This is a genomic window from Bacillus sp. C1, assembly GCF_054570475.1.
Map to the genome: position 1 here is coordinate 216,120 of NZ_JBTMZT010000001.1, position 24,066 is coordinate 240,185.

Genomic DNA, 24,066 nt, shown 5'->3' on the forward strand with positions numbered 1-24,066 from the left:
GAAGATATGGCTATTTTGAAAAGAGCAATTCTTCCTCTGCTGCTTCTTTGTGTGTTTTTATTCGAAAATATGTTTTCTACTGTAGTTTCAACAGAATTGTTTTGGAAAGACAGTATTGCAGTTCCGCATTTCTTTATGATTGTTTTATGTTTTATTACTGTTTACTTTAGTCCTCTACAAGGTGTTTACTATGGGCTATTATTTGGTTTTTTATTTGACACTGTATATACAGAACTCGTTGGTGTATATATATTTGCATATCCGATTTTAGCGTATATTGTTTATAATACGATGAGAGTGTTGCAATTGAACTTATTTATTGTTTCTTTTATTGTATTAATGGGTATTGCAGCATTAGAGTATTATGTATATGGATTTTTAACTTTGCTAGGACGTATTCATGTACCAGCGCATATCTTTTTCTCAGATCGTCTCGTTGCTACTTTATTGTTAAATGGAATTTTCTTGTTGCTAATTTGTTTCCCACTGAGACGATATCTTGTGCGTCTTTCAAAAGCGATGGAAGAAAAAGAAAAAAGGATTTTCTGATTTTATGTCGAATTGAATCGTTGGGGTGAACTTTAGTGGAAGAAAAAATGCAACATAATGTAACGATAAAAGGGACGAAAGATGGACTGACATTACATTTAGATGATTGCTGTTCATTTTCTGAATTACTGCAAGAATTGGACGAAAAACTATCCACTCACTATTATGATGGTGATGGACGGTCATTAATTGAAGTACATGTTAAAGTTGGCAATCGCTATTTAACGAATGTACAGCAAGAAGAACTTCGCACTTTGATTCGCAATAAAAAAAATCTTGTTGTGGATTCAATTGAAAGTGATGTTATAACAAAAGCTGAAGCAATAGCATGGAAAGAAGAAACAGAAATTGTCCCTGTTTCCAAAATCGTTCGCTCAGGTCAAGTATTGCATGTAAAAGGAAATCTATTGTTAATTGGAGATGTCAATCCAGGCGGAACGGTTATCGCTGGAGGAAATATTTTTGTCGTTGGAGCATTACGAGGTATTGCACATGCTGGATATTACGGAGATGCAGATGCTGTCATTGCAGCATCTGTTATGAATCCAATGCAACTTCGAATTAGTGATGTGACAATGCGGGCTCCGGAAGAGAAAGAAGACGGAGCAGAGGCGGCAGAATGTGCGTATATTGATGAGAACAATCACATTGTTGTCGATCGCCTGCAACTTCTCACTCATCTTAGACCTAATTTAACAAAGTTAGAAAGGGGAATTGTATAGCTGTGGGAGAGGCAATAGTAATTACATCTGGAAAAGGCGGAGTAGGAAAAACTACAACGTCTGCAAACATTGGTACAGCCTTAGCATTATCCGGAAAAAAAGTATGTTTAATTGATACGGATATTGGTCTAAGAAACTTAGACGTAGTAATGGGGTTAGAAAATCGTATTGTATTTGATCTTGTTGATGTCGTCGAAGGTCGTTGTCGTTTACCTCAGGCTCTTATTAAAGATAAGCGCTTTGATGAGCTTTATTTATTACCTGCAGCACAAACGAGTGATAAATCAGCGGTAACACCTGAACAAATGGATGAATTAATACAATTATTACGTCAAGATTATGATTACATATTAATTGATTGTCCTGCTGGTATTGAGCAGGGATTTAAAAATGCGGTGGCAGGCGCGGATAAAGCGATTGTTGTAACGACACCTGAAGTATCCTCGATGCGTGATGCGGATCGTATTATTGGGCTTTTAGAAAAAGAAGATATTGAGCCACCAAAACTTGTTATTAACCGTGTACGTAGCCATATGCTACATGAGCAAGATATGTTAGATGTAGATGAAATTGTACGTACACTTTCGATTGAGCTACTCGGAGTTGTCGAGGACGATGATGAAGTAATTCGCGCTACAAACACAGGCGAGCCTGTAGCATTGCAGCCGAATGGGAAAGCATCATTAGCATATCGAAATATTGCAAGACGCTTGCTAGGTGAAGCTGTACCTTTACAGGCGTTTGAACAAGAAAAATTATCTGTTTTCACAAAAGTAAAGAATTTCTTTGGAATTCGTTAAAAGCACTTCGCATGTATGCGAGGTGCTTTTCTTTTTTCTTCTCATGAATATATTCTTTTTAGGGCTCATACATATGTACAAACTGTATAAAGTTTGGCAAATAGAGTGCGTTTACTTTACTCCTCTCTTACGAAAAGAGGTAAAAAGGAAGGGGACACGATGAAGAATAGACGTGTAGAAGAGATTAAAAAACGGATTGCAAAGAGAAGGGAGGAACAAGAAAAATTTGAAGAAGAACGGTATTTTTCAGGAGAAAATTTTGATGGAGAAACGATGTTCATTGAAGAAGGTGAAAAAGAGGTACATCCTCTTTTTCGGAAGGAAGTCTTTTTATTTAAATTTTTATTAGCTGCAATTCTTGTCCTCTCGGTAGCTATTTTATTTAAAAATGCACCTGCTTCTTTTGATGGAGTGAGAACGGCTGTAAAACAAGTTATGCAAGAAGAATTTCAGTTTGCTACTATAGCGAAATGGTATGAAAATCAATTTGGAAAGCCCCTCGCTTTTCTACCAGCGAATGAAAAGAAGCAATTTGTGCAAGAAAAAGATTATGCAGTTCCCGCTTCAGGGAAGGTGATGCAAAGTTTTCAAAAAGATGGTCAAGGTGTATTTGTACAAACAGCTGCGAATACAGCTGTTGAATCTGTAAATGAAGGAGTTGTTATTTTCGCTGGTAAAAAAAAGGGGTTTGAGAATATAGTGGAGATTCAACATGCAGATGGTACGGAATCGTGGTACGGGAATTTAGGTAAGACGTCTGTAAAATTATATGATTATGTTGAAAAGAAACAAAAGATTGGAACAGCTGGAACTAGTGCAGATAACAAAAATGGGACATTCTATTTTGCTATCAAAAAGAATGAAAAATTTATCGATCCGATCCAGGTGATTTCATTTGAATAAATATAGTGAAGTATTGTCAAAAATTACAGTACATCCACTGTTTTGGGGAATTATAGCAATTGGGATTTTTACAGCTCGATTTAAAGAATTACTACTTTTATTTTGTATTGTTTTGATTCATGAGCTTGGGCATGCTTTTGCGGCAGCACATTTTAAATGGAGAATTAAGCAAATACAACTTTTGCCGTTTGGTGGGGTGGCAGAGCTTGAAGAACATGGGAATAAGTCGTTAAAGGAAGAATTAATCGTTGTAATAGCTGGCCCTATTCAACATGTATGGATGATTGGGCTAGCGTATGGTTTAGCAAGAATTGGGTGGTTTAGTGAGGATATGTATCATTTTTTTGTATGGAACAATGTTATTATTTTAGGGTTTAATTTACTACCCATTTGGCCACTAGACGGTGGGAAAATATTGTTTAATGTTTTGTCATATCAATTTCCTTATTTACAAGCGCATGAGAAAATGATGAAAATATCATGTGTTTTTTTTAGTGTGATATTAGGTTGGCAGCTTCTGTGGAATAGTAATAGTATTATGATGTGGGTGCTTCTTTTATTTTTAGCGATTTCTCTGTATCAAGAATGGAAACAACGACGCTATGCATTTATACGTTTTCTATTGGAACGTTATTATGGAAATAAGCGAGAGATTGAAAAAATCGCTCCCATTGAGGTGGAGACGGAGGATCAATTATATACGATTTTTACAAAGTTTCGAAGGGGATATAAGCACTCAATTATTGTTCATGGCAAATATAAAGAACATTATACATTGGATGAAAATGAATTGCTTTATGCTTATTTTACTGAAAAACGAACAACTTCATCTGTGGAAGAGTTAATCGGTTAGTGTTGACGCAGACACTAACCTTTTATATTGTAAGAGAAAAAGAAAATAAAAAAGTGAGGAAAAGTATTTTGAAGACGTTATACATCAACTACACTGGTTCGGAAAAACGAGTTGCTGTAGAGGAGAAACAAGAGATTGTCGAACTTTTATGGCAACGAAATCAAGAGCAAGAGATTGTTGGACATATTTATGTAGGGCGTGTCGTACGAACGATTGCGGGGATGAATGCAGCGTTTGTTAATATCGGTTTAGAAAAACATGCCTATCTTTCATATGATGATGTTCCACCATCATATCGAGTGCATGAAGGGCAAGCATTGCTCGTGCAAGTAGTAAAAGAAGCGATCGATACAAAAGGTCCCAAATTAACAGCGAATGTAGAATTTACCGGGAAATATGTCGTGTATATGCCTTATGACGAGATGCGCGCTGTTTCCCGGAAAATAAAAAATAATAAAAAACGACAGCAATTGCTTGAAATTCAAGTAGATGGAGCAGGAGGATATATTTTTCGTTCAGCTTGTGATAAAGGTACAATCGGTGAAGTGCAGCTTGAAATGCAACATTTTCAAACGTTGTTTAAAGAATTAAAAAGAAAAGAAGATCAAGGTAAGGCGCCGTTATTACTTCATCGCCCGGCTACTTTTTTAGATCGTGTCTTTAATGAAAATCCGATTGAAACGATTGAAAAAATCATTGTAGATACACGTAGTATAGTACCAGAACTACAAGAAAAAGTAGGGAAAGAAAAAGTTTTATTTTACAATGAAAAAACTTCTATGTTCAGTCACTATGGTGTAGATCGTGAAATTGAAAAGGCGCTGCAAAAAATTGTGTGGTTATCAAATGGTTCTTATTTAATTATGGAGCAAATGGAGACAATGACGGTAATTGATGTGAATACCGGTAAATTTACTGGAAAACAGAACTTGCAAGATACAGTATTACGAACGAATGAAATAGCTGCGGAAGAAATTGCTCGCCAATTAAGATTACGTGATATTGGTGGTATGATTTTAATTGATTTCATTAATATGAAAAAACAAGAAGATAAAGAGAAGGTAAGAGAGAGACTTATTTCTTCTTTACAAAGAGATCGTACATATACACGTGTTCTCGGATTTACAGAGCTCGGTATTTTAGAGATGACACGCAAGCGTAAAAAACACTCGCTGCGTGACGTACTACTAGAAGATTGTGTGCAGTGTAAAACGGCAGGATATGTGATTTCAAATGAAGCAGTTGCATACGAGTTAGAAAGAGAGCTTATTACATATAGTAGTATAGAAGATGAAGCGGTGTTAATTGCAGCACCAAGGGAAGTACAAAAAATATTTTTACAAAAAGAATTACAAAAAAATATACCGTTTCACATTTATTTTAAGGATGAAGAAGTGGAGAAGTATGCGATTGTTCGATTTGGAAAGAAACAAGAAATGATAGAACGGAAAAAATAGTTAGCAGAACATTTATTGACAATCGTCAATGTTTCGTGATAACATCTTTATGTTATAGTTTATAGCACCTAAACTGCTATATGCTACAACCGCGCAAGACAGGTTCCAAAAAGACATTTTATGTCTACCTCGTTTTGGCGAGTCTTAGTAATTATGAGGAGGTGCAAGTATGTACGCAATTATCGAAACAGGTGGAAAACAAATCAAAGTTGAAGCTGGTCAAGAAATCTACATTGAAAAATTAGATGTTGAAGCTGGTGAAACTGTTACTTTTGACAAAGTTCTTTTCGTTGGTGGCGAAAACGTGAAAGTTGGTAGCCCAGTTGTAGAAGGTGCAACAGTTACTGCGAAAGTTGAAAAACAAGGTCGCGCTAAGAAAATCATCGTTTTCAAATACAAAGCGAAAAAGAACAATCGTAAAAAACAAGGTCATCGTCAACCTTACACTAAGCTAGTGATTGAAGCAATCAACGCTTAATTCGGGTTAAGATGATTAAAGTTACGATAAGTCGCACGAAATTAGGAAGTATCCAATCATTTAAAATGACCGGACATGCCGATTATGCACCGCATGGGCAAGACCTTGTCTGTTCTGCGACAACTGCGGTCGTGTTTGGATCTATAAATGCAGTGGAAGTACTTTGTAATGTGCAAGCAACTATTGAACTCGGAAGTGATGGTGGGTTCTTAACGTATGAGTTGCCTAATGATTTAGATGCTCATACGGCAGAGAAAGCCCAAACGCTTTTAGAAGGATTAGTTGTTTCGCTTAAGACGATTGAACTTGATTACGGAAAGTATATCCGTTTAATAGAAAAAATGCAGGAGGTGTAACGTATGTTAAGATTAGATCTTCAGTTTTTCGCATCTAAGAAAGGTGTAGGTAGTACAAAGAACGGTCGTGACTCTCAGTCAAAACGTCTTGGTGCTAAACGCGCAGATGGTCAAACGGTTTCAGGTGGTTCAATTCTTTACCGTCAACGCGGTACAAAAATTTATCCAGGTGTTAACGTTGGTCGTGGTGGCGATGACACTTTATACGCGAAAGTTGACGGCGTAGTACGCTTCGAGCGTCTTGGCCGTGACCGCAAACAAGTGAGCGTATATCCTGTTGCTCAAGAAGCATAAGAAACTCACGGAAAACTCTAACCTGAGTGCAGGTTAGAGTTTTTCTATATTAAGGAGTATCTGGATGAATAAAAAATGGACAATTATAGATGCATTGCGCCATTCTAGGCATGATTGGCTGAATCGCATGCAGATGATTAAGGGAAACCTTTCACTCGGAAGAGTGGAAGAGATTCATGGGCTCATCGATCGTTTTGTCCAAGAAGCGAGACAAGAATCTTATCTGATGGGGCTATCGATGCCTTTATTTTCAGAATGGATTTTAACATATAATTGGAAACAGCAACCGTGCTTATTGGAGTACGAAGTATTAGGAGAACTACATAACTTATCTCATGTCGATGAGACGGTTTGTGCATGGACGAATGAATTTTTCTCAATACTTCAGCATAGTTTAGACGTTTATGTTGAAAATTATGTTTGTATCACAATCGAATGTAGCGCGGAAGATGCTCGTTTCTTTTTTGATTTTCGTGGTAAGCTAACGAATGTAGAAGAACTACAAACGTGGTTTACGAACCAAAACAATAAATGGTATTCCATTTCTTATACAGTGCGAGACGATGAAGTCTCAGTTATATTACAACCAATCGAAAAAAGTGTGGTGAAATAATGTTTGTAGATCAGGTCAAGATATATGTAAAAGGCGGCGACGGTGGAAACGGAATGGTTGCATACCGTCGTGAAAAGTATGTTCCAAAAGGTGGCCCAGCAGGTGGAGATGGCGGTAAAGGTGCGGATGTTGTTTTCGTTGTTGACGAAGGCTTACGTACATTAATGGATTTCCGCTATCAACGTCATTTCAAAGCTGATCGTGGTCAGCATGGTATGAGTAAAGGCCAACATGGTCGTAAATCGGATGATTTAATTGTAAAAGTTCCACCGGGAACAGTTGTGAAAGATGAAGCAACTGGTCAAATTCTTGCGGATTTAGTAACGCATGAGCAATCAGCAGTTATCGCAAAAGGTGGCCGAGGTGGCCGCGGTAACTCACGTTTTGCAACACCGACAAACCCAGCGCCAGAAATCGCTGAGAACGGGGAACCGGGTCAAGAACGTGATGTAATTTTAGAACTTAAAGTATTAGCAGACGTTGGACTGGTTGGATTCCCGAGTGTAGGTAAATCAACATTGTTATCCGTTGTATCATCAGCGCGTCCGAAAATTGCAGAATATCACTTTACAACAATCGTTCCAAACCTTGGTGTTGTTGAAACTGGTGATAATCGTAGTTTCGTTATGGCTGACCTTCCTGGACTAATTGAAGGAGCACATGCCGGCGTTGGACTTGGACACCAATTCTTACGCCATATTGAACGTACACGTGTTATCGTACATGTAATTGATATGTCTGGTTTAGAAGGTCGTGATCCATATGAGGATTATGTAACGATCAATTCTGAATTGAAAGAATACAATCTGCGTCTAACAGAGCGTCCACAAGTTGTTGTTGCAAACAAAATGGATATGCCAGATGCAGAAGAAAACTTACAAGCGTTTAAAGAGAAAGTGGGCGATGAAGTACAAATCTTCCCAATCTCTGCAGTAACAAAACAAGGTGTTCGTGATTTACTATTTGAAGTAGCAAACCTAGTAGAAACAACACCAGAATTCCCAGTACATGATGTTGTAGATGAATCTGAAGCGAGTGTAATGTACAAATTTGAGTCTGAAGGATCTAAATTTGAAATTACACGCGAAAGTGACGGTACATTTGTCATTTCTGGTTATGACATTGAGAAAACATTCAAGATGACAGACTTCTCGCGTGATGAATCTGTACGTAGATTTGCTCGTCAGATGCGTGGAATGGGTATTGATGAAGCACTTCGTGCACGTGGTGCTAAAGACGGTGACATTGTAAAAATTCTTGAATATCAATTCGAATTTATCGATTAAGACTGCCAAAATACGGCAGTCTTTTTTATAATGGAAAAAAGGGGTGTGAAGGAAGATATAGAAGGCTGATAAAAAGCTCATTTTTTAAGGAGGAAGAGGGTATCTTTTTTGTTGTCAAGGTCGCAATTTTGATGTTTTAGAGTGAAACAAGGGGAGAGGAAGTATATGTATAAAGTATTGATTGTAGAAGATGATGAAAAGATTGCGGGGATATTAGAAGAACATTTAGAAAAGTACGGTTATCAATCATTTAGAGCAAGCGATTTACGTCAAATAAAGGACGAGTTTGTGAAGGTGAATCCTCATTTAGTGTTACTTGATATTAATTTACCGTACTTCGATGGTTTTTATTGGTGTCGTCAAATTCGTACAGTATCGAATGCACCGATTATTTTCATTTCAGCAAGAACAGGGGAAATGGACCAAGTGATGGCGATTGAAAATGGTGGAGATGATTATATTATGAAGCCGTTTCATTTAGATATTGTAATGGCAAAAGTGAAGAGTGCCTTGCGACGTGGATACGGTGAGTATGCGTTATCAACAGAAAGCGATTGTTTAGGTGTTAGCGGATTATTACTATTTCCATCACAACATACAGTAGAGTGGAATGGACAACAAATTGAACTTACAAAAAATGAATTTTATTTACTCGAGTGTTTAATGAAACAGGCGAATCAATATGTAACGCGTGAAGAACTATTAGAGGCGCTATGGGATGAAGTCGCTTTTGTTGATGATAATACATTAACTGTGAACGTAAAGCGCGTGAGAAAGAAATTAGAGGAGCTTGGCATTAAAAATGTAATTGTGACAAAACGTGGATATGGTTATGCACTTCTTACAGAATGGGGAGACGGGCATGAAGGTTAAAAGCTACCTCATAGACCGATTCTCTTTAATCTTTTCTTATATTGTAAGTCTTTGTTTATTTGGACTCGTATTGCAGTTACAAAGCTTGTTAGAAAAAAGGTCACTCGACTGGAGTACATGGTTATATGGAATTTTATTAGGGATAGTTGTGTTTAGTGTATATCTCATTTACGATTACCGAAAACGAAGCGTGTTTTTAAAGAGAATAGAGCAATATATCGCTGGAGGACATACGTTACATGACTCTTTACTTATTGATGCTTCTTATACGTCAGAACAAGAAGTGATTGTAGAAGCATTCACGTTGCTACGGCAGCAATATATGAATGAGGTTCACCAGCAGCATACGAAAGAGCAGCAACAAATGATTTTCATGAATCAATGGATTCATCAAATGAAAACACCGGTTTCAGTTATTGAATTATTGCTGCAGAAATACGGTAAAGAACATCGCGAGGCAAGGGAAACAGTTGAAAGTATTCGTGAAGAAAATAATCATATTTTAAATGGTTTAGATTTAGCATTACATATGGCGAGATTAGAGCAGTTTGCTAAAGATTATAAAGTAGAAGTAATAAATGTAATAGATATCGTGCGAGATATTATTAATCAAAATCGAAAGTCTTTTATCCAATCTTCTGTATATCCGAAATTGATGTTTGAAGAAGATACTTGTATGGTTGCATCGGACCGGAAATGGATTAGTATCGCAATGAGTCAAATTGTAGTGAATGCTATTAAGTATACAAAAATCGCACAAGCAGAGAAGAAAGAAATTCAGTTTCAAATAGAGGAGAAGAATCAGAAAATTTTATTACATATTCGTGATAATGGGATTGGTATTCCGAAGCAAGATATAAAGCGTGTATTTGACCCATTCTTTACGGGGATAAATGGCCGGAAAACGAGGGAAGCAACAGGAATGGGTTTACATATTACGAAGGAGATTTGCAATAACTTGCAGCATGGAATTTACGTGCAATCAACTGAAGGCGCAGGGACAACATTTACATTTCAATTTTCTAAAGATGAAGAATATCACACATCGATGAGAAAAATGACAAAATTGTAAGATAACAAATCGTTTTGTAAGAGAAATCACTCGTTTCTTTTTCTCATTTTTTTTATAGTAAATGTAAGAAGAAAACACATAGGGGGATTAGAAATGAGTGTTCTTGAAGTAAAAGGGTTAACGAAGGTATATCAATCAAAAGGTTCAGTAGCGACGACTGCTTTAAACGATATAAATTTTAAAATTGACGAAGGCGAATTTGTCGGAATTATGGGGCCTTCGGGGAGCGGGAAAACAACGCTTCTTAATTTATTAGCAACAATCGATAAACAAACATCGGGGCATGTGTATGTAAATGGTGAAGAGATTAGTCAAATGCGTGCAGCAAAACTAGCAGAATTTCGTCGTACACATTTAGGGTTCATATTCCAAGATTTCAACTTACTTGATACGTTATCGATTAAAGAAAATATCATTTTACCACTTGTCATGGCGAAGCGCCCTGTGAATGAAATTGATGCGAAAGTACTTGAAATTGCAAAATTCTTAAACATTGAAGAGATTTTAAATAAAAAAGTATACGAAGTATCTGGTGGACAACAACAACGTGCCGCAGCTGCAAGAGCGATTATTCACGAACCGACATTAATTTTAGCAGACGAACCAACGGGGAATTTAGATTCTAAATCTGCGAAATCATTAATGGGTGCTCTGCAAGATTTATATGAGCAAAAGAAAGTAACGATTGCAATGGTAACACATGATCCTGTAGCAGCTAGTTATTGCGAACGAATTCTCTTTATCCGTGATGGAGAAATTTTCTCGGAAATTCATAAAGGAAAAACAAAACAAGCCTTTTTCCAAGAAATTTTAGACGTACTCGCGATGCTAGGAGGGGAATATCATGAACTTTCGCCAGCTCGCGCTTAATAATGTAAAAGGAAATTGGCGTAATTATAAAGCCTTTTTGATTAGTAGTTGTTTATCGATTGTAGTCTTTTTCATGTATGCTTCCTTCATTTATCATCCAGATGTCGTGAGCGGTAATATTAGCATGAAGGTGATGGTTACAAAAGGATTAGAATCGATGAACTATATCGTTGTCATCTTCTCAGCACTCTTTATTTTATATGCAAATTCAACGTTTTTACGAGCACGAAAAAAAGAATTTGGTTTGCTAACATTAATAGGCGGAACGAAAGCTCAGCTCGTGCGAATGATTATACTAGAGCAAATGATGTTAGGTAGCATTGCAATTGTAGTAGGTATTGGTATTGGGACGCTTTGTTCCAAACTTTTTTTCCAAGCATTAAGTGTATTATTGAAAATTGATAAAACACTTCCGCTCGTATGGAATAGTAAAGCAGTTCTTATGACAGCTGGTGTATATTTTATTCTCTTTTTCGTACTATCATTGTTTAGCGTTTGGACAGTAGGACGCTTGCAAATTATTGATTTACTAAGAGAAGCTAGAAAACAAAAAGTAGAGCCATTTGCATTTACATGGTTATGTGTAGTCGGTGTAGGATGTATTGTTGTGGCGTACGTACTTTGTTTCCAAGTGACGTTCATGAACTTTATGATACTGTTTTTACCGATTGTAGGATTGACAATTGGCGGAACATATTTATTGTTTACACAAGGTAGTACAGTCGTGTTAAAAGCACTGCAAAAACGAAAACAATCTTTTTATACATATCCAAATATGTTTGTACTTAGCAATCTTATTTATAAGATGAAAGATAACGCTCGTTTTCTGTTTGTAATTTCTATTATTACGGCGGTTGTTTCTTCGGCGATAGGTACGCTTTATGTATATTTTGAAAATATGAGTGCGAAAACGGTAGATCTTACGCCACATGCTATTTCATATGAAGAGAAGGGACTAAATACACATAGCATTATTAACGAAGAAAAAGTACAAGAGTTATTAAAAAAGCATGGGTTTGAAGATGTGCGAAAAGTAACCAGCGTAAAACTGCCTGCCACGCAGAAAGTAACATTGTTTAACGGTGAACATGAAGTACCAATAGCGGTTATTTCAGAAAAAGAATATAATGCGGAAGTGCGTAAACAAAAGAGAGAACAACCTAGCGAAGTTCATAATGCACCAGGTAGTGCAACGATGGTTATAATTGATATGGCGAATGATATGATGAAGGTAGACCAGACGAAACCGTATGAATTTACAATTAACGGACAAAAACAGTCTGTTCATATGAATAAACCAACTGCATATTCTGTTTTTAATGATGGTGAATATCTTGTTGTGAATGATCAAGATTTTGAGAAGTATGCAAAGCTCGTACCAGATGAAGAAAAGACAAAATATTACGGCTATTATATTGAAGATTGGAAAAGTACAGAAGATCTTGTGCTAGATTTGAAGAAGGAAATCGCACCAGAGAAGCAAGGAGAACTGAAGAATTCGGTGTTTGCTTATAAAAATATAAGAGAAGGTGGAGCGATTACAATGTTCATCGGCTTCTTCGTAGCGGTACTATTTTTCTTCTTTGCTTGTAGCATGACATATTTTAAATGGTTTAACGATAAGGAACAAGATCGTATTCAATTTAAGTCGTTAAAAAGAATCGGTATGACAGATAAAGAAATTCATAAAATTGCGATTCGTCAAATGGGAGTTATCTTCTTTATCCCAATTTTAATTGGTACGATTCATAGTGGATTTGCTCTGCATACATTAGGGAAAATGCTTTATATCGATTTATGGAAATCAGGAGCGATTGTGATTGGTGCCTATATTGTAGCTTCAGCAATTTATTTTATGGTTGCACAAAGAGGGTATTTAAAACACGTGAAAAGCTAGGGAGACCTCTAGCTTTTTACCTATGTAACAAGTTACAGGGAGGATATAGATGAATATCAGGCAGCTAGCGATACAAAATGTAAGGGGGAATTGGCGGAGTTATAAAGCATTTCTGTTAAGTAGCTCTTTCTCTGTAGCAGTTTTTTATATGTATACATCTTTTGTTTATCATCCGGAAGTTGCAGACAGTAATGTCCATATTGGAATCAGGTCGGGTTTACAAGGATGTAGTTATCTCATTCTTATGTTTTCGGCATTGTTTATGTTAAGTTCTAATGCCACTTTTCTTGATGCGCGAAAGAAAGAATTAGGATTGCTTAAATTAATGGGATCTACAAATGTTAGGATCTCCGTTTTATTATTGCTAGAACAGGTTGTAGTTGATTTTGTAGCAACTTGTATGGGGCTTGGGATTGGGATGTTATTTTCAAATTTATTTTTAATGACATTAAGTATGCTCTTAGATTTAGAGAATACGATTGGTTTTAGCTTTCAAATAAAACCGATTTTGATGACAACTGTTGCATATTCATGTATCTTTTTTTCTTTAGCATTATTTAGTTTATGGAATGTGCGGAAGTTAGAAATTGTGGATTTATTATTGGATAAGAGAAAAGGACGTAGAGCTTTTAAAGTAGGCAAATGGCGATTTGGTTTAGGAATTATTTTTCTTTTATGTGGTTACACCCTGGCGGTAAAAGTAACGCTAGGAAAGTTATTCCTCTATTTCTATCCCATTTTTAGTACCGTAATTATAGGGACTTATTTTTTATTTACGCAAGGAAGTTTGATTGTTTTGAAAGGGCTTCGAAAACAAAAGCATATCTATTATAAATATCCTAATTTATTTGTGCTTCGCAGTCTTGAGCATAAATTGAAAGATCATGCAAAGTTTTTATTTTCTATTTCTATTTTGACGGCAACAGTTATTACAGCATCCGGAACTGCCTATGCATATTTTTCTGATCTTCCAAAAAGCGCTATGTTTTCATTTCCTCATGAAATTTCGTATACAGAAAAAGGAATCGAATCTCATGAGGTGATTGCTCCTAATGAGCTCTCAGCCTTATTTAAGAAACATGGTTATAAAAATGTAGAGAGGGTACAATTTATCGGATTACCAGGGAAGTTTATTACAACACATGACGGACGTTTATTTCCTATTACTGTTATGTCACAAACAGACTATAACAAAGAAGCGAAGAAACAAGGGAAGAGCATGGTGAGCAATAAAAAAGGCCATGGTACATTTATAAATCCAATGGCCTTTGATGGTCAAAATGTGTATGACAAGGAAATATTCCATTTTCAAATGTTAGAAGTACCGTATCAGATTAAACTACAGGGATTTAAATCAGAAATGGTTTTTAATTCAGATGGTGCTGGACACCATAACCAATTATTAGTTGTACAGGATGAGCAGTTTAAACAATGGGAAAGTGTTATTCCTAATCATGAAAAGTACGTATATTATGGTTATAATTTTCCAAATTGGCAAGGACAAAAAAAATTCGCGTTAGAATTCAGGGAGAAAGTGTCTCCAGATTATTCTTCTTCGGTGAGAAATAAGATTAGTATGTACACTGCATTTAGAAAAGGAGGGGCAGTATTATTATTTATTGGTTCATTTATTAGTGTTCTTTTCTTCTTAGTAACTTGTAGTATGACATATTTTAAATGGTTTTCTGATATTGGACAGGATCGTAAAGAGTATCGCTCTTTAATGAAAATAGGAATGGAGAAAGGAGAAATAAACCGTATTGTTAGATGGCAAATGGGAAGTTTATTTTTTATTCCTATTGCGGTTGGAATCATACACAGTATATTTGCTTTTATTGCATTAGGTAATTTAATGGGGATGAATGTGTTATATACAAGTATAAAAGTGATAAGTATATATTGTATTGCAACAGTTATCTATTTCTTCTTCGCTCAAAAAGAATACATGAAACATATAGACTAGCAAACGCTAGTCTTTTTGAAATATTTAAAATTTACATAGAAAAATGAAAATATTCATGGTATAACAGTAAGAAAATGAAAAAGAGGGGAAAAGACGATGATTCGAGTTGGCTATTTAGGACCAGAAGCAACATTTACAAATATGGCAGTGAGTCGTTTTTTTCCGGAGGCAGAGCACGTTCCGTATCGAACGATTCCTGATTGTATAGATGCAGCGGCAAATGAAAATGTAGACTTTGCAGTTGTACCACTTGAAAATGCAATTGAAGGGTCGGTTAATATTACGGTTGATTATCTCGTACATGAACAACCACTTTTTATTGTAGGTGAAATTACAGTGCCGATTCAGCAGCATTTGCTAGTTCATCCAGATTATGAAAAAGTATGGAAGGAAGTATACAGAGTACACTCTCATCCCCATGCCATTGCCCAGTGCCATAAATTTTTAAATGAAGAGTTAAAGGGTGTAACAGTCCGTGATATGACATCGACAAGTGCAGCGGCGCAGTATATTAAGGAGCATCCGGAAGAAAAGGTAGCAGCAATTGCGAATGAAGCAGCGGCAGAAAAGTACGATTTAGCGATTGTAAAGCGCGATATTCATACGCATAAAAATAATCATACACGTTTTTTAGTATTGCATAAAAAGAAGCGAGCGTCATTACCGAAAAACGGTGAGAACCGCGGAGAAAAAACGACGCTTATGATAACGTTACCTGCTGACTATGCAGGGGCGCTCTATCAAGTATTATCAGCTTTCGCATGGAGAAAATTAAATTTATCAAAAATAGAATCACGTCCAATGAAAACGGGTCTTGGCAATTACTTTTTCTTAATTGATGTTGATAAGGCGTATGATGATGTTTTATTACCAGGAGTGACGATGGAGCTAGAGGCACTTGGGTTTTCTGTTACGGTGCTTGGGAGTTATTCTTCTTATTGGTTGTAACAGGGGAGGTGACCATAGGTTTTGCTGGAAACGAAACGTTGTGTATTGGAGACGGTTCATGAGTCAGACTATGAAAATATAAAAGCATTATACTTAAATATAGAAGTGAGAAAATATCTTGGCGGGCCGCGTAAAGTGGAAACGATTAAAGCTGTTTTAGATGACATGTTGCACCCTAAAGAAAATTGTTGGTATTGGATTGTTAGAGAAAAAGAAACAAAAGAGTTTATGGGAGTAGTATCATTAAATCCGCATCATGCCAGTCAAGATATTGAGGTATCTTATCAGTTTTTTTCGAAGTTTTGGGGAGTTGGTTATGCGGCAGAGGCCGTTCAAGAATTAATTAATTACGGCTTTCGTGAATTATATCTATCAAGAGTAATTGCAGTCACACAAATGGCTAATACACCATCCCGTAAACTTTTAGACAGGTTACATATGAAGCTAATCCAAACACATTATGAATTTGGTGCAGAACAAGCGATTTATGTAATTGAAGCGAAAAGTATATTTTAAAATGATATAAAAAATCCCACTTTCACATGGTGGGATTTTTTATATTACTTTAACTTTGCAAGACGCTCCGTCAACTGCTCACGCCAAACATCCGCTAATTCTGGAACAGCAAGAATCTTCTCGATGCCCTCTTTATCTTTTCTTCTATGAAAATATATTTCATTAGAAAATAGCACAGAAACTTCTTTTTGGTGACGCTCTAGTAGTTTGATTTGTGAGTCTTTCCGAACAATTCCTTCTTGAAGAACGCGGCATAAATAACCGGTATAACCAGTTTCTACAATGCGTGGTAAAATACCGGGAATACCAAGACGTTTTGAAATGGTACTACATGGTACTCTAGCTTGTGTTACTTGAATAATTGCTTCGCCTAATTGATATGTATCACCAATGAAAACATCACCCTCTAGCATATTGGTTACGGTAATATTTTCGCCGAATGTAGAGTGCGGGAGCTTTGTTTGAAATTCTTGCTCCCAAAGTGCGTAATGTTCATATGGATAGACACAAACAGCGCGATCAGGTCCGCCGTGATATCGTAAGTCGGCTACGTCATCACCACGAAAGCCACCTTTTGAGAGAAAGGCTGCATCTGTAAGTTCTTTACAGATACCCGTTGTCATTTCTTTATTTTCCCCATATTGCATTTGTTTCGGTTTACCGATGCTAAAGTGAACGAGTTTACTTTCCATATTTTCTCTCCTTCCCAATTGTTTTCAATATTATATCATTTCACGTAAAAAAGCACAGAGAATGATGAAAATCTCTGTGCTTTTTATTAATAAACGAGAAACCCAGCGCGGTCTAGCGCATCACAAGCTGCGTTTAATTTTTCAGTGGAATCTGCTTCAATTGTATGTAAGTGAATCCCGTCTGTTAATTGAGATAAATAGGAGGCATTTGTATCTTCAATCTTTCGTAAATATTGTTCGACTTCAAAGCGATTACTTACCATAATAGAAGCTGTTAAATCGCCATATACAGGATGTTCAACTTTAACATCTTTAATCGTAACGCCGTGATCAACTAGCAACGTTAATTCTTGACGTACTTCACCTGGTTTATGCTGACAGACGATAACACGCTCAACTGTAGCCTTCTTTGCTTGTGGCTTTAAATATAAATACCCTTGTGCAGTCGCGATAATTGGTTCATTTCGTGCTTTTAGTAAGGAGATATCTTGCACAATGACTTGTCTGCTGACATTTGTCTTTTTAGATAATTCACTTCCAGATAACGGTTCACTAGCGGCAAGGAGCCACTCGAGAATGAGTTGTCTTCTTTCTTCCCCTAGAATTTTTTTTTGGTCATTTTGTTTCATTATGATTTAACACCTCTATAAAATTGATTTCCAATTGTGTGTAGTGCATGAATGGTTGTATCAATTTGTTCTTTCGTTGTATGACGTCCAAATGAAAAGCGAACGTACTGTTTTGCCTCTTCATACGTTTTTCCAATTGCAAGCATTGTTTTGGAAGGTTCTTGTTTGCCAACTTGACATGCGCTTCCTGTTGAAATGGCAATGCCATGGCGGTTGCATTCTAACATTGTGTACTGACCTTCTATTCTTTTTATTGTAACCCCAACAATGTGAGGTAAACAAGCGGTAGAATGTCCTTCTACTTGAATTTCTAGAGGAATTGTCTGTAATTGTTTCGTAAAATAGGAGCGCAATTGCTCAAAACGAGCTTGTTCTTCTTCGTGTTCATCTAATATGTGTTCGGCGGCTGTTAGAAATGAAGCGATGCCAGGTACATTAACTGTCCCTGGACGAAATCCTTTTTCATGAGAAGTCTCTGGAAAGACTGGCTCCCAGCGAACTTGTGGGTTTATATAGCAAGCTCCAACGCCTTTTGGACCATAAATTTTATGAGCGGAAACAGAAAGGCTATCGATTTGCATTGTTGTCACATTAATTGGGAGTTTACCAAATGTCTGTACACAATCTGTATGAAATAAAATATGGTGTTTTTTTAGTAGTGCTCCAATTTCTGAGATTGGTTGAACGGTTCCAATTTCAGAATTAGCATGCTGAATACTTGCTAAAACTGTATCGTCTGTAATGGCTGCTTCTAAATCTTTAAGGCTAATAAGCCCGTATGAATCGACAGGGATTTCTGTAATTGTATATCCTTGCTTTGTTAATGACCGAAAATAGCTACGAATTGATGCATGTTCCATCGGTGTTGTAAGTATGTGTTTGCCGCTCTTTGTGTTTAGGAGTGACTGGATCGCAAGATAATTAGACTCAGAACCGCCGCTTGTAAAAAATACGCCTTGCTCTTTTCCTCCAATCATTTGGGAAAATGTCTTCCTGCAAACCTGGAGTAAAGATGAAGCGGTTCCGCCAATATCGTGTAAGCTTTGTTCATTACCGAAGTATTGCTGTGCAGATTTTGTATATGTGTCAATCGCTTCTTTGCGCATCGGTGTTGTAGCTGCATAGTCAAGATATATCATAATATATAGTCCTCTCTATAGTAGAGTTACAATCGCTTTTTATTTTTTAGGTAGTGTGAGAGTTCCTCTAAATTTCATAATGAAAATGCGACTTTCTAAAAAACTCTTGTCATTATTTTAAATCTATGTAAATATAGGTGTCAAGACAGTTGAAAAGTGTAAAGTGGGAGGCAATGATCATGCCAAGTGCAGATGTCTTAATTATCGGAAGCGGTGTTGCAGCACTTCGTGTTGCGAAAGAGCTTTGTCACGAAAAGAATGTGATAATTATCACAAAAAAAACAAGGCGAAATAACAACACGCACTTAGCGCAGGGCGGAATTGCAGCAGCTGTAGCTACATATGACAATGCGACTGATCATTATGAAGATACGATAGCGGCTGGTTGTGGATATAACAACGAAGAGGCAGTTCGGTATTTAGTTGAAGAAGGTGCGAAAGAGATTCGTACGCTCATTGCAAATGGGATGAAATTTGATGGGGATGAAAAAGGACCTCACCTTGGAAAAGAAGGTGCGCATCGAAAACGACGTATTTTACACGCTGGGGGAGATGCAACAGGAAAGAACTTATTAGAGCATTTGATTCAGGAAGTAGTTCCATACGTTACAGTAGTGGAGCAAGAAATGGTGCTCGATTTAATAATAGACAATAATGTATGTAAGGGTGTTTTGACCCGTGATAGCGAAGGGAATATACATCGTTACGCTGCTGAGCGCATTGTATTGGCTACAGGTGGTATAGGAGGCGTGTATGCATTTACGTCTAACGATGAAACGATTACAGGTGACGGATTAGCAATGGTGTACCGAGCTGGTGGAGAACTTGTTGATTTAGAGTTTATTCAATTTCATCCAACAATGCTCTATGCAGAGGGACGTTGCTGTGGACTTGTTTCAGAAGCGGTACGAGGCGAAGGAGCTATTTTGTTAAATGAAAAAGGACATCGTTTTATGCTGGATGTACATCCGCAGCACGATCTTGCACCACGTGATATAGTGGCGCGTGCGATTCATCAACAGCTTCTTGCAGGGGAAAGTGTATACTTAGATATTTCTTCTCTTCCAAACTTTGAAGAACGTTTTCCTACTGTATCGGCATTATGTAAAAAGAATGGTATAGATGTAAAGCAAAATAGGATTCCAGTTGTTCCTGGTACTCATTTCCATATGGGCGGCGTAAAGACAAATTGTGATGGGGAAACATCTATCCCGCATTTATATGCGGTTGGTGAAGTAGCTTGTAACGGTGTACATGGTGCAAATCGTTTAGCGAGCAATTCATTGTTAGAAGGGCTCGTGTTTGGGAAACGAATTGGAAAACATATTTTAGCTCATCCCGTACAAGGAAAAGAAAACAGTTGTGAAAGACTATATGAAATATGTAAAGATTCTCAGTTACCTACGAAGAAAGAAATCCAAAAACATATGATGACGTACGTAGGAATTGTGCGAACAGAACAGAGTTTATTATATGCAAAAAGATGGTTTGAACAGTATCTTGTACAAAGTAGCAGGCCACAATATGGAGCTTTGACAGATGAAGATGTAACCATTGTAAATATGCTAACGGTTTGTCAGCTTATTATAGAAGCAGCACTGCAAAGAAAAGAGAGCCTAGGTGGTCATTATCGTGGTGATTACCCAAACCAAAATAAAGTAACGAAAGAAATTATTGTTGTGAATAAAACATTACAGCTTGTGTAATGAAGGGAAGAGGGATTTTATGAACGCGTTAAAGGTAAGAAAGGCATTAGAAAAATTTTTTTTAGAAGACATTGGTGAAAGAGATGTAACATCTCAGCTTATTTTTCCTGACAATTTAAAGGCAGAAGGAACATTTCTTGCGAAAGATGCAGGGGTATTCGCAGGGGGAGCAGTAATTGAACAAGGATTTCGATTGTTAGATGAGAGTATCGAAATTATACTACATAAAAAAGATGGAGATTTTGTAGGGAAAGGCGAGATTTTAGCAAGTGTAAAAGGACCAATTGCATCTTTATTAACGACAGAGCGTGTAATTTTAAATGTTATTCAACGCATGAGCGGTATAGCAACGATGACACAAAGAGCAGTTCGGGCGCTGGGAAGTAATTATACACGTATTTGTGATACGAGAAAAACGATGCCAGGGCTGCGTATGTTTGATAAATATGCGGTTGTTTGCGGGGGTGGGTATAACCATCGTTTTGGACTATATGATGGTGTCATGATTAAAGATAATCATATTGCTTTTGCAGGATCTATTACAAAAGCTGTTATAGCTGTGAAAGAAAAGATTGGACATATGGTGAAAATTGAAGTGGAGACGGAAACGGAAGAACAAGTACGCGAAGCTGTAGCGGCGGGAGCGGACATTATTATGTTCGACAATCGTACACCAGAAGAAGTTAGGGAGTTTTCCAAAATTGTTCCAAGCGCGATTGTGACAGAAGCATCAGGTGGTATTACAATTGAAAATTTATCAAAATACGGAAACACAGGGGTAGATTACATTTCACTTGGATTATTAACACATTCTGCGGGAGCATTAGATATTAGTTTTAATATTGAAGTTTAAGGTGACTGGGTTAGAGGGGGAGTATTCATGAGTATTTTAGAGAAGGTTCAGCCAATTGAAACAATGTTACCAGAGCGTTATCAAAAGATGTCAGTCCAAGAGATGGAAGAGCGTGTTCGTGAAATAAAAGAAAAATTAGGGGAGTCGCTATTTATTCCGGGGCATCATTACCAAAAGGATGAAGTCGTTCAATTTTCGGATGCTACGGGAGATTCATTACAACTTGCGCAAGTAGCGGCCAATAATAAAGCGGCAAAATATATTGTGTTTTGTGGCGTACATTTCATGGCCGAAACAGCAGATATGTTAACGACAGAGGAACAGGTTGTTATTTTACCAGACATGCGCGCAGGCTGTTCTATGGCGGATATGGCGGATATTGAACAAACAGAACGAGCTTGGAAAGAGCTTATAAAGTTATTTGGAGATACGATGATTCCATTGACATATGTTAATTCTACGGCAGCTATTAAAGCGTTCTGTGGCCGAAATGGTGGAGCGACAGTAACGTCTTCTAATGCAAAACAAATGGTGTCTTGGGCATTTACGAAAAAAGAGCGTTTAGTTTTTTTGCCAGATCAGCATTTAGGGCGAAATACAGCGTATGACCTTGGTATTCCGTTAGATAAAATGGCGGTTTGGGATCCACATACAGATGTATTAGAATACGATGGAAATATTGAGGACATCCAAGTGATTTTATGGAAAGGTCATTGTTCTGTGCACCAAAATTTCACTGTTAAAAATATTGAAAGTGTGCGGGGAAATCATCCTGATATGAATATTATTGTCCATCCAGAATGTTGTTATGAGGTAGTGGCAGCTTCTGATTATGCAGGGTCAACAAAATATATTATTGATATGATTGAGCAAGCACCATCAGGAAGCAAGTGGGCCGTTGGGACAGAGATGAACTTAGTAAACCGGATTATGCATAGGCATCCTGATAAAGAAATTATTTCATTAAATCCATTTATGTGCCCTTGTTTAACGATGAATCGGATTGATTTACCACATTTATTGTGGGCATTAGAAATGATTGAGTGCGGAGAAGAAGTCAATGTTATTCAAGTAGATAAACAAGTGACAAAAGAAGCGGTTTTGGCTTTAAACCGTATGTTAGAACGTGTGTAAAAGCGGCGGATTTCCGTCGCTTTTTTATTAAACATAATTAGCTCGTTGCAATCATACATTGTGTTGAGGGAATCATTGTATTTTTCATACTGATGCAATATTGTGTATGACTAAATAGTAAGAGCAAGAGTGTTAAACTATAGAAACCGCTTCATTTTATATTATTTTTGTTCATAGATAGGTAGTACAGGAGGGGGAAAAATTGAAAATTCATATTGTGCAAAAAGGAGATACCCTTTGGAAAATTGCAAAAAAGCACGGAGTAGATTTGGAAACGTTAAAAAAGACGAATAAGCAGCTGAGTAATCCAGATCTTATTATGCCAGGCATGAAAATAAAAGTTCCATCCAGCAGCGTGCATGTGAAAAAAAATATAGGTGCTGGTTCAGCTCCTCCAAAAGAATATGTAAAAGAGGTACAACAAAAAGAATTTGCAGCGACACCGACGCCCCTTGGAATAGAAAATGAAGAAGAAATAACATACCAATCTGAACCAATTACGCAGCAACCAGCTATGCAGCAAACGCAAAAAGAAATGCAAATAAAGCCGCCAAAAGAACAGCCGATTCAGAAAGAAGTACCTATTCAAAAGCCTCCTGTCGTTGAAAAACCAGCTGTAATTGAAAAACCACCAGTTGTAGAAAAAGTAGAAAAGCCAGCAGGGAAAGAAAGTACGAAATTTTCAGTTAATATATTACCACAGCCACCTCAACCACCAATTAAACCTAAAAAAAATTATAAAATTTCAGATGTAATAAAAAAAGGAAGCCAGTTAATTGCTCCGCAAATTAATAAGATGAAGTCTAACAATATAGTGTCACCACAAGTGCAAAAAGAAAATGTAAGCAACATAGTATCGCCGCAAATGAAAAAAGAAAACGTAAGTAATAATATAGTGTCACCGCAAATGAAAAAAGAAAACGTAAATAATAATATAGTGTCACCGCAAACGAAAAAAGGAAATGTGAGCAACATAGTATCACCGCAAGTGCAAAAAGAAAACGTAAGTAATATAGTGTCACCGCAAACGAAAAAAGAAAACGTAAGTAATATAGTGTCACCGCAATCGAAAAAAGAAAACGTAAGTAATATAATGTCACCGCAAGTGCAAAAAGAAAACGTAAGTAATGTAGTGTCACCGCAAGTGCAAAAAGAAAATGTGGGTAATATAGTGTCACCGCAAGTGCAAAAAGAAAACGTAAGTAATGTAGTGTCACCGCAAGTGCAAAAAGAAAATGTGGGTAATATAGTATCGCCGCACGTAACAAAAGAAAATCTTGTTATTCCGAAAGTAAAACCACCAAATATAATGCCAATGATGGAAAACAATCAAATGTCGCAGCAAATGCCAATGATGGAAAACAATCAAATGCCGCAGCAAATGCCAATGATGGAAAATAATCAAATGCCAAATATAATGCCAATGATGGAAAATAATCAAATGCCGCAGCAAATGCCAATGA

General features: G+C 36.9%; 25 protein-coding genes and 1 other annotated feature. Of the genes, 22 read left to right on the forward strand and 3 right to left on the reverse strand.

The features are described from left to right. Window positions 1-6: 6 nt before the first annotated feature. The 18 genes from mreD (at window position 7) to ACX5JI_RS01190 (ending at window position 16,450) form a co-directional block, all read left to right on the forward strand. Window positions 7-549: a rod shape-determining protein MreD gene (mreD, locus tag ACX5JI_RS01105; protein ID WP_459499271.1), complete on the forward strand. Its 543-nt coding sequence runs from the start codon at window positions 7-9 to the stop codon at window positions 547-549. A gap of 35 nt (window positions 550-584) precedes the next feature. Beyond that, on the forward strand, window positions 585-1,271 hold the full coding sequence (minC, locus tag ACX5JI_RS01110) for a septum site-determining protein MinC (protein WP_459499272.1): 687 nt from the start codon (window positions 585-587) through the stop codon (window positions 1,269-1,271). Window positions 1,272-1,273: 2 nt separating this feature from the next. Further along, the gene (minD, locus tag ACX5JI_RS01115; protein ID WP_459499273.1) at window positions 1,274-2,071 is read left to right on the forward strand and encodes a septum site-determining protein MinD; all 798 of its coding nucleotides are present in this window, start codon (window positions 1,274-1,276) and stop codon (window positions 2,069-2,071) included. 159 nt (window positions 2,072-2,230) lie between these two features. After that, window positions 2,231-2,974, forward strand: a complete 744-nt coding sequence (locus ACX5JI_RS01120; protein ID WP_459499274.1) for a peptidoglycan DD-metalloendopeptidase family protein — start codon at window positions 2,231-2,233, stop codon at window positions 2,972-2,974. Further along, window positions 2,967-3,827, forward strand: a complete 861-nt coding sequence (locus ACX5JI_RS01125; protein WP_459499275.1) for a M50 family metallopeptidase — start codon at window positions 2,967-2,969, stop codon at window positions 3,825-3,827. The genes ACX5JI_RS01120 and ACX5JI_RS01125 overlap by 8 nt, the downstream gene beginning before the upstream one ends. Before the next feature lie 68 nt (window positions 3,828-3,895). Continuing rightward, window positions 3,896-5,284, forward strand: a complete 1,389-nt coding sequence (locus ACX5JI_RS01130) for an Rne/Rng family ribonuclease (protein ID WP_459499276.1) — start codon at window positions 3,896-3,898, stop codon at window positions 5,282-5,284. Window positions 5,285-5,361: 77 nt separating this feature from the next. After that, window positions 5,362-5,439: a sequence feature (ribosomal protein L21 leader region), on the forward strand. A gap of 14 nt (window positions 5,440-5,453) precedes the next feature. Then, window positions 5,454-5,762 (forward strand): 50S ribosomal protein L21, encoded by a 309-nt coding sequence (gene rplU / locus ACX5JI_RS01135; RefSeq protein ID WP_000270909.1) that lies wholly within the window; start codon window positions 5,454-5,456, stop codon window positions 5,760-5,762. Window positions 5,763-5,773: 11 nt separating this feature from the next. After that, a complete protein-coding gene (locus ACX5JI_RS01140) occupies window positions 5,774-6,118 on the forward strand; it encodes a ribosomal-processing cysteine protease Prp (protein WP_459499277.1) in 345 nt (114 codons plus the stop codon). 3 nt (window positions 6,119-6,121) lie between these two features. Beyond that, a complete protein-coding gene (gene rpmA / locus ACX5JI_RS01145) occupies window positions 6,122-6,412 on the forward strand; it encodes a 50S ribosomal protein L27 (protein WP_000944957.1) in 291 nt (96 codons plus the stop codon). A gap of 64 nt (window positions 6,413-6,476) precedes the next feature. Beyond that, window positions 6,477-7,025 carry a Spo0B C-terminal domain-containing protein gene (locus ACX5JI_RS01150; protein WP_459499278.1) on the forward strand — a complete coding sequence of 183 codons (549 nt, stop codon included), beginning with the start codon at window positions 6,477-6,479 and terminating at the stop codon, window positions 7,023-7,025. Beyond that, window positions 7,025-8,311 carry a GTPase ObgE gene (obgE, locus tag ACX5JI_RS01155; protein WP_459499279.1) on the forward strand — a complete coding sequence of 429 codons (1,287 nt, stop codon included), beginning with the start codon at window positions 7,025-7,027 and terminating at the stop codon, window positions 8,309-8,311. Before ACX5JI_RS01150 ends, obgE begins: the two co-directional genes overlap by 1 nt. A gap of 165 nt (window positions 8,312-8,476) precedes the next feature. Then, window positions 8,477-9,184 carry a response regulator transcription factor gene (locus ACX5JI_RS01160; RefSeq protein WP_459499280.1) on the forward strand — a complete coding sequence of 236 codons (708 nt, stop codon included), beginning with the start codon at window positions 8,477-8,479 and terminating at the stop codon, window positions 9,182-9,184. Further along, window positions 9,174-10,256: a HAMP domain-containing histidine kinase gene (locus ACX5JI_RS01165; RefSeq protein WP_459499281.1), complete on the forward strand. Its 1,083-nt coding sequence runs from the start codon at window positions 9,174-9,176 to the stop codon at window positions 10,254-10,256. The genes ACX5JI_RS01160 and ACX5JI_RS01165 overlap by 11 nt, the downstream gene beginning before the upstream one ends. A gap of 93 nt (window positions 10,257-10,349) precedes the next feature. Continuing rightward, entirely contained in the window at window positions 10,350-11,126 is a 777-nt protein-coding gene (locus ACX5JI_RS01170; protein WP_459499282.1) for an ABC transporter ATP-binding protein, read from the forward strand. Then, window positions 11,101-13,023 (forward strand): ABC transporter permease, encoded by a 1,923-nt coding sequence (locus tag ACX5JI_RS01175; RefSeq protein ID WP_459499283.1) that lies wholly within the window; start codon window positions 11,101-11,103, stop codon window positions 13,021-13,023. The genes ACX5JI_RS01170 and ACX5JI_RS01175 overlap by 26 nt, the downstream gene beginning before the upstream one ends. Window positions 13,024-13,072: 49 nt before the next feature. Beyond that, window positions 13,073-14,986: an ABC transporter permease gene (locus ACX5JI_RS01180; protein WP_459499284.1), complete on the forward strand. Its 1,914-nt coding sequence runs from the start codon at window positions 13,073-13,075 to the stop codon at window positions 14,984-14,986. Between the two features lie 96 nt (window positions 14,987-15,082). Then, window positions 15,083-15,934, forward strand: coding sequence for a prephenate dehydratase (pheA, locus tag ACX5JI_RS01185; RefSeq protein WP_459499285.1), 852 nt, complete (start codon window positions 15,083-15,085; stop codon window positions 15,932-15,934). Between the two features lie 21 nt (window positions 15,935-15,955). Further along, window positions 15,956-16,450, forward strand: coding sequence for a GNAT family N-acetyltransferase (locus tag ACX5JI_RS01190; protein WP_459499286.1), 495 nt, complete (start codon window positions 15,956-15,958; stop codon window positions 16,448-16,450). A gap of 44 nt (window positions 16,451-16,494) precedes the next feature. On the opposite strand, the gene ACX5JI_RS01195 is transcribed toward ACX5JI_RS01190, so the two are convergent. From ACX5JI_RS01195 to ACX5JI_RS01205, 3 genes are all read right to left on the reverse strand, one after another. Further along, a complete protein-coding gene (locus ACX5JI_RS01195) occupies window positions 16,495-17,142 on the reverse strand; it encodes an MOSC domain-containing protein (RefSeq protein WP_459499287.1) in 648 nt (215 codons plus the stop codon). Between the two features lie 86 nt (window positions 17,143-17,228). Next, window positions 17,229-17,771, reverse strand: coding sequence for a transcription repressor NadR (locus ACX5JI_RS01200; RefSeq protein WP_459499288.1), 543 nt, complete (start codon window positions 17,769-17,771; stop codon window positions 17,229-17,231). Continuing rightward, window positions 17,771-18,913: an IscS subfamily cysteine desulfurase gene (locus ACX5JI_RS01205; protein WP_459500249.1), complete on the reverse strand. Its 1,143-nt coding sequence runs from the start codon at window positions 18,911-18,913 to the stop codon at window positions 17,771-17,773. The genes ACX5JI_RS01200 and ACX5JI_RS01205 overlap by 1 nt, the downstream gene beginning before the upstream one ends. Before the next feature lie 176 nt (window positions 18,914-19,089). On the opposite strand from ACX5JI_RS01205, the gene nadB reads away from it, so the two are divergent. The 4 genes from nadB to safA all read left to right on the forward strand — a co-directional run. Then, complete coding sequence (gene nadB, locus ACX5JI_RS01210) at window positions 19,090-20,616, forward strand: L-aspartate oxidase (protein WP_459499289.1); 1,527 nt, start codon at window positions 19,090-19,092, stop codon at window positions 20,614-20,616. Window positions 20,617-20,635: 19 nt separating this feature from the next. Next, on the forward strand, window positions 20,636-21,469 hold the full coding sequence (nadC, locus tag ACX5JI_RS01215; RefSeq protein WP_459499290.1) for a carboxylating nicotinate-nucleotide diphosphorylase: 834 nt from the start codon (window positions 20,636-20,638) through the stop codon (window positions 21,467-21,469). 27 nt (window positions 21,470-21,496) lie between these two features. Next, a complete protein-coding gene (nadA, locus tag ACX5JI_RS01220) occupies window positions 21,497-22,603 on the forward strand; it encodes a quinolinate synthase NadA (RefSeq protein WP_459499291.1) in 1,107 nt (368 codons plus the stop codon). Window positions 22,604-22,805: 202 nt separating this feature from the next. Next, window positions 22,806-24,066: SafA/ExsA family spore coat assembly protein (safA, locus tag ACX5JI_RS01225; RefSeq protein ID WP_459499292.1), on the forward strand; the 1,261-nt coding region annotated here is incomplete at its 3' end.

Coding starts and splice junctions, on each gene's coding strand:
- ACX5JI_RS01140 (WP_459499277.1), top strand. CDS start 5,774: ATGATTAAAGTTACGATAAGTCGCACGAAATTAGGAAGTATCCAATCA.
- pheA (WP_459499285.1), top strand. CDS start 15,083: ATGATTCGAGTTGGCTATTTAGGACCAGAAGCAACATTTACAAATATG.
- ACX5JI_RS01195 (WP_459499287.1), bottom strand. CDS start 17,142: ATGGAAAGTAAACTCGTTCACTTTAGCATCGGTAAACCGAAACAAATG.
- ACX5JI_RS01170 (WP_459499282.1), top strand. CDS start 10,350: ATGAGTGTTCTTGAAGTAAAAGGGTTAACGAAGGTATATCAATCAAAA.
- mreD (WP_459499271.1), top strand. CDS start 7: ATGGCTATTTTGAAAAGAGCAATTCTTCCTCTGCTGCTTCTTTGTGTG.
- ACX5JI_RS01175 (WP_459499283.1), top strand. CDS start 11,101: ATGAACTTTCGCCAGCTCGCGCTTAATAATGTAAAAGGAAATTGGCGT.
- ACX5JI_RS01120 (WP_459499274.1), top strand. CDS start 2,231: ATGAAGAATAGACGTGTAGAAGAGATTAAAAAACGGATTGCAAAGAGA.
- obgE (WP_459499279.1), top strand. CDS start 7,025: ATGTTTGTAGATCAGGTCAAGATATATGTAAAAGGCGGCGACGGTGGA.
- ACX5JI_RS01200 (WP_459499288.1), bottom strand. CDS start 17,771: ATGAAACAAAATGACCAAAAAAAAATTCTAGGGGAAGAAAGAAGACAA.
- ACX5JI_RS01160 (WP_459499280.1), top strand. CDS start 8,477: ATGTATAAAGTATTGATTGTAGAAGATGATGAAAAGATTGCGGGGATA.
- rplU (WP_000270909.1), top strand. CDS start 5,454: ATGTACGCAATTATCGAAACAGGTGGAAAACAAATCAAAGTTGAAGCT.
- ACX5JI_RS01180 (WP_459499284.1), top strand. CDS start 13,073: ATGAATATCAGGCAGCTAGCGATACAAAATGTAAGGGGGAATTGGCGG.
- rpmA (WP_000944957.1), top strand. CDS start 6,122: ATGTTAAGATTAGATCTTCAGTTTTTCGCATCTAAGAAAGGTGTAGGT.
- nadC (WP_459499290.1), top strand. CDS start 20,636: ATGAACGCGTTAAAGGTAAGAAAGGCATTAGAAAAATTTTTTTTAGAA.
- ACX5JI_RS01165 (WP_459499281.1), top strand. CDS start 9,174: ATGAAGGTTAAAAGCTACCTCATAGACCGATTCTCTTTAATCTTTTCT.
- nadA (WP_459499291.1), top strand. CDS start 21,497: ATGAGTATTTTAGAGAAGGTTCAGCCAATTGAAACAATGTTACCAGAG.
- ACX5JI_RS01150 (WP_459499278.1), top strand. CDS start 6,477: ATGAATAAAAAATGGACAATTATAGATGCATTGCGCCATTCTAGGCAT.
- nadB (WP_459499289.1), top strand. CDS start 19,090: ATGCCAAGTGCAGATGTCTTAATTATCGGAAGCGGTGTTGCAGCACTT.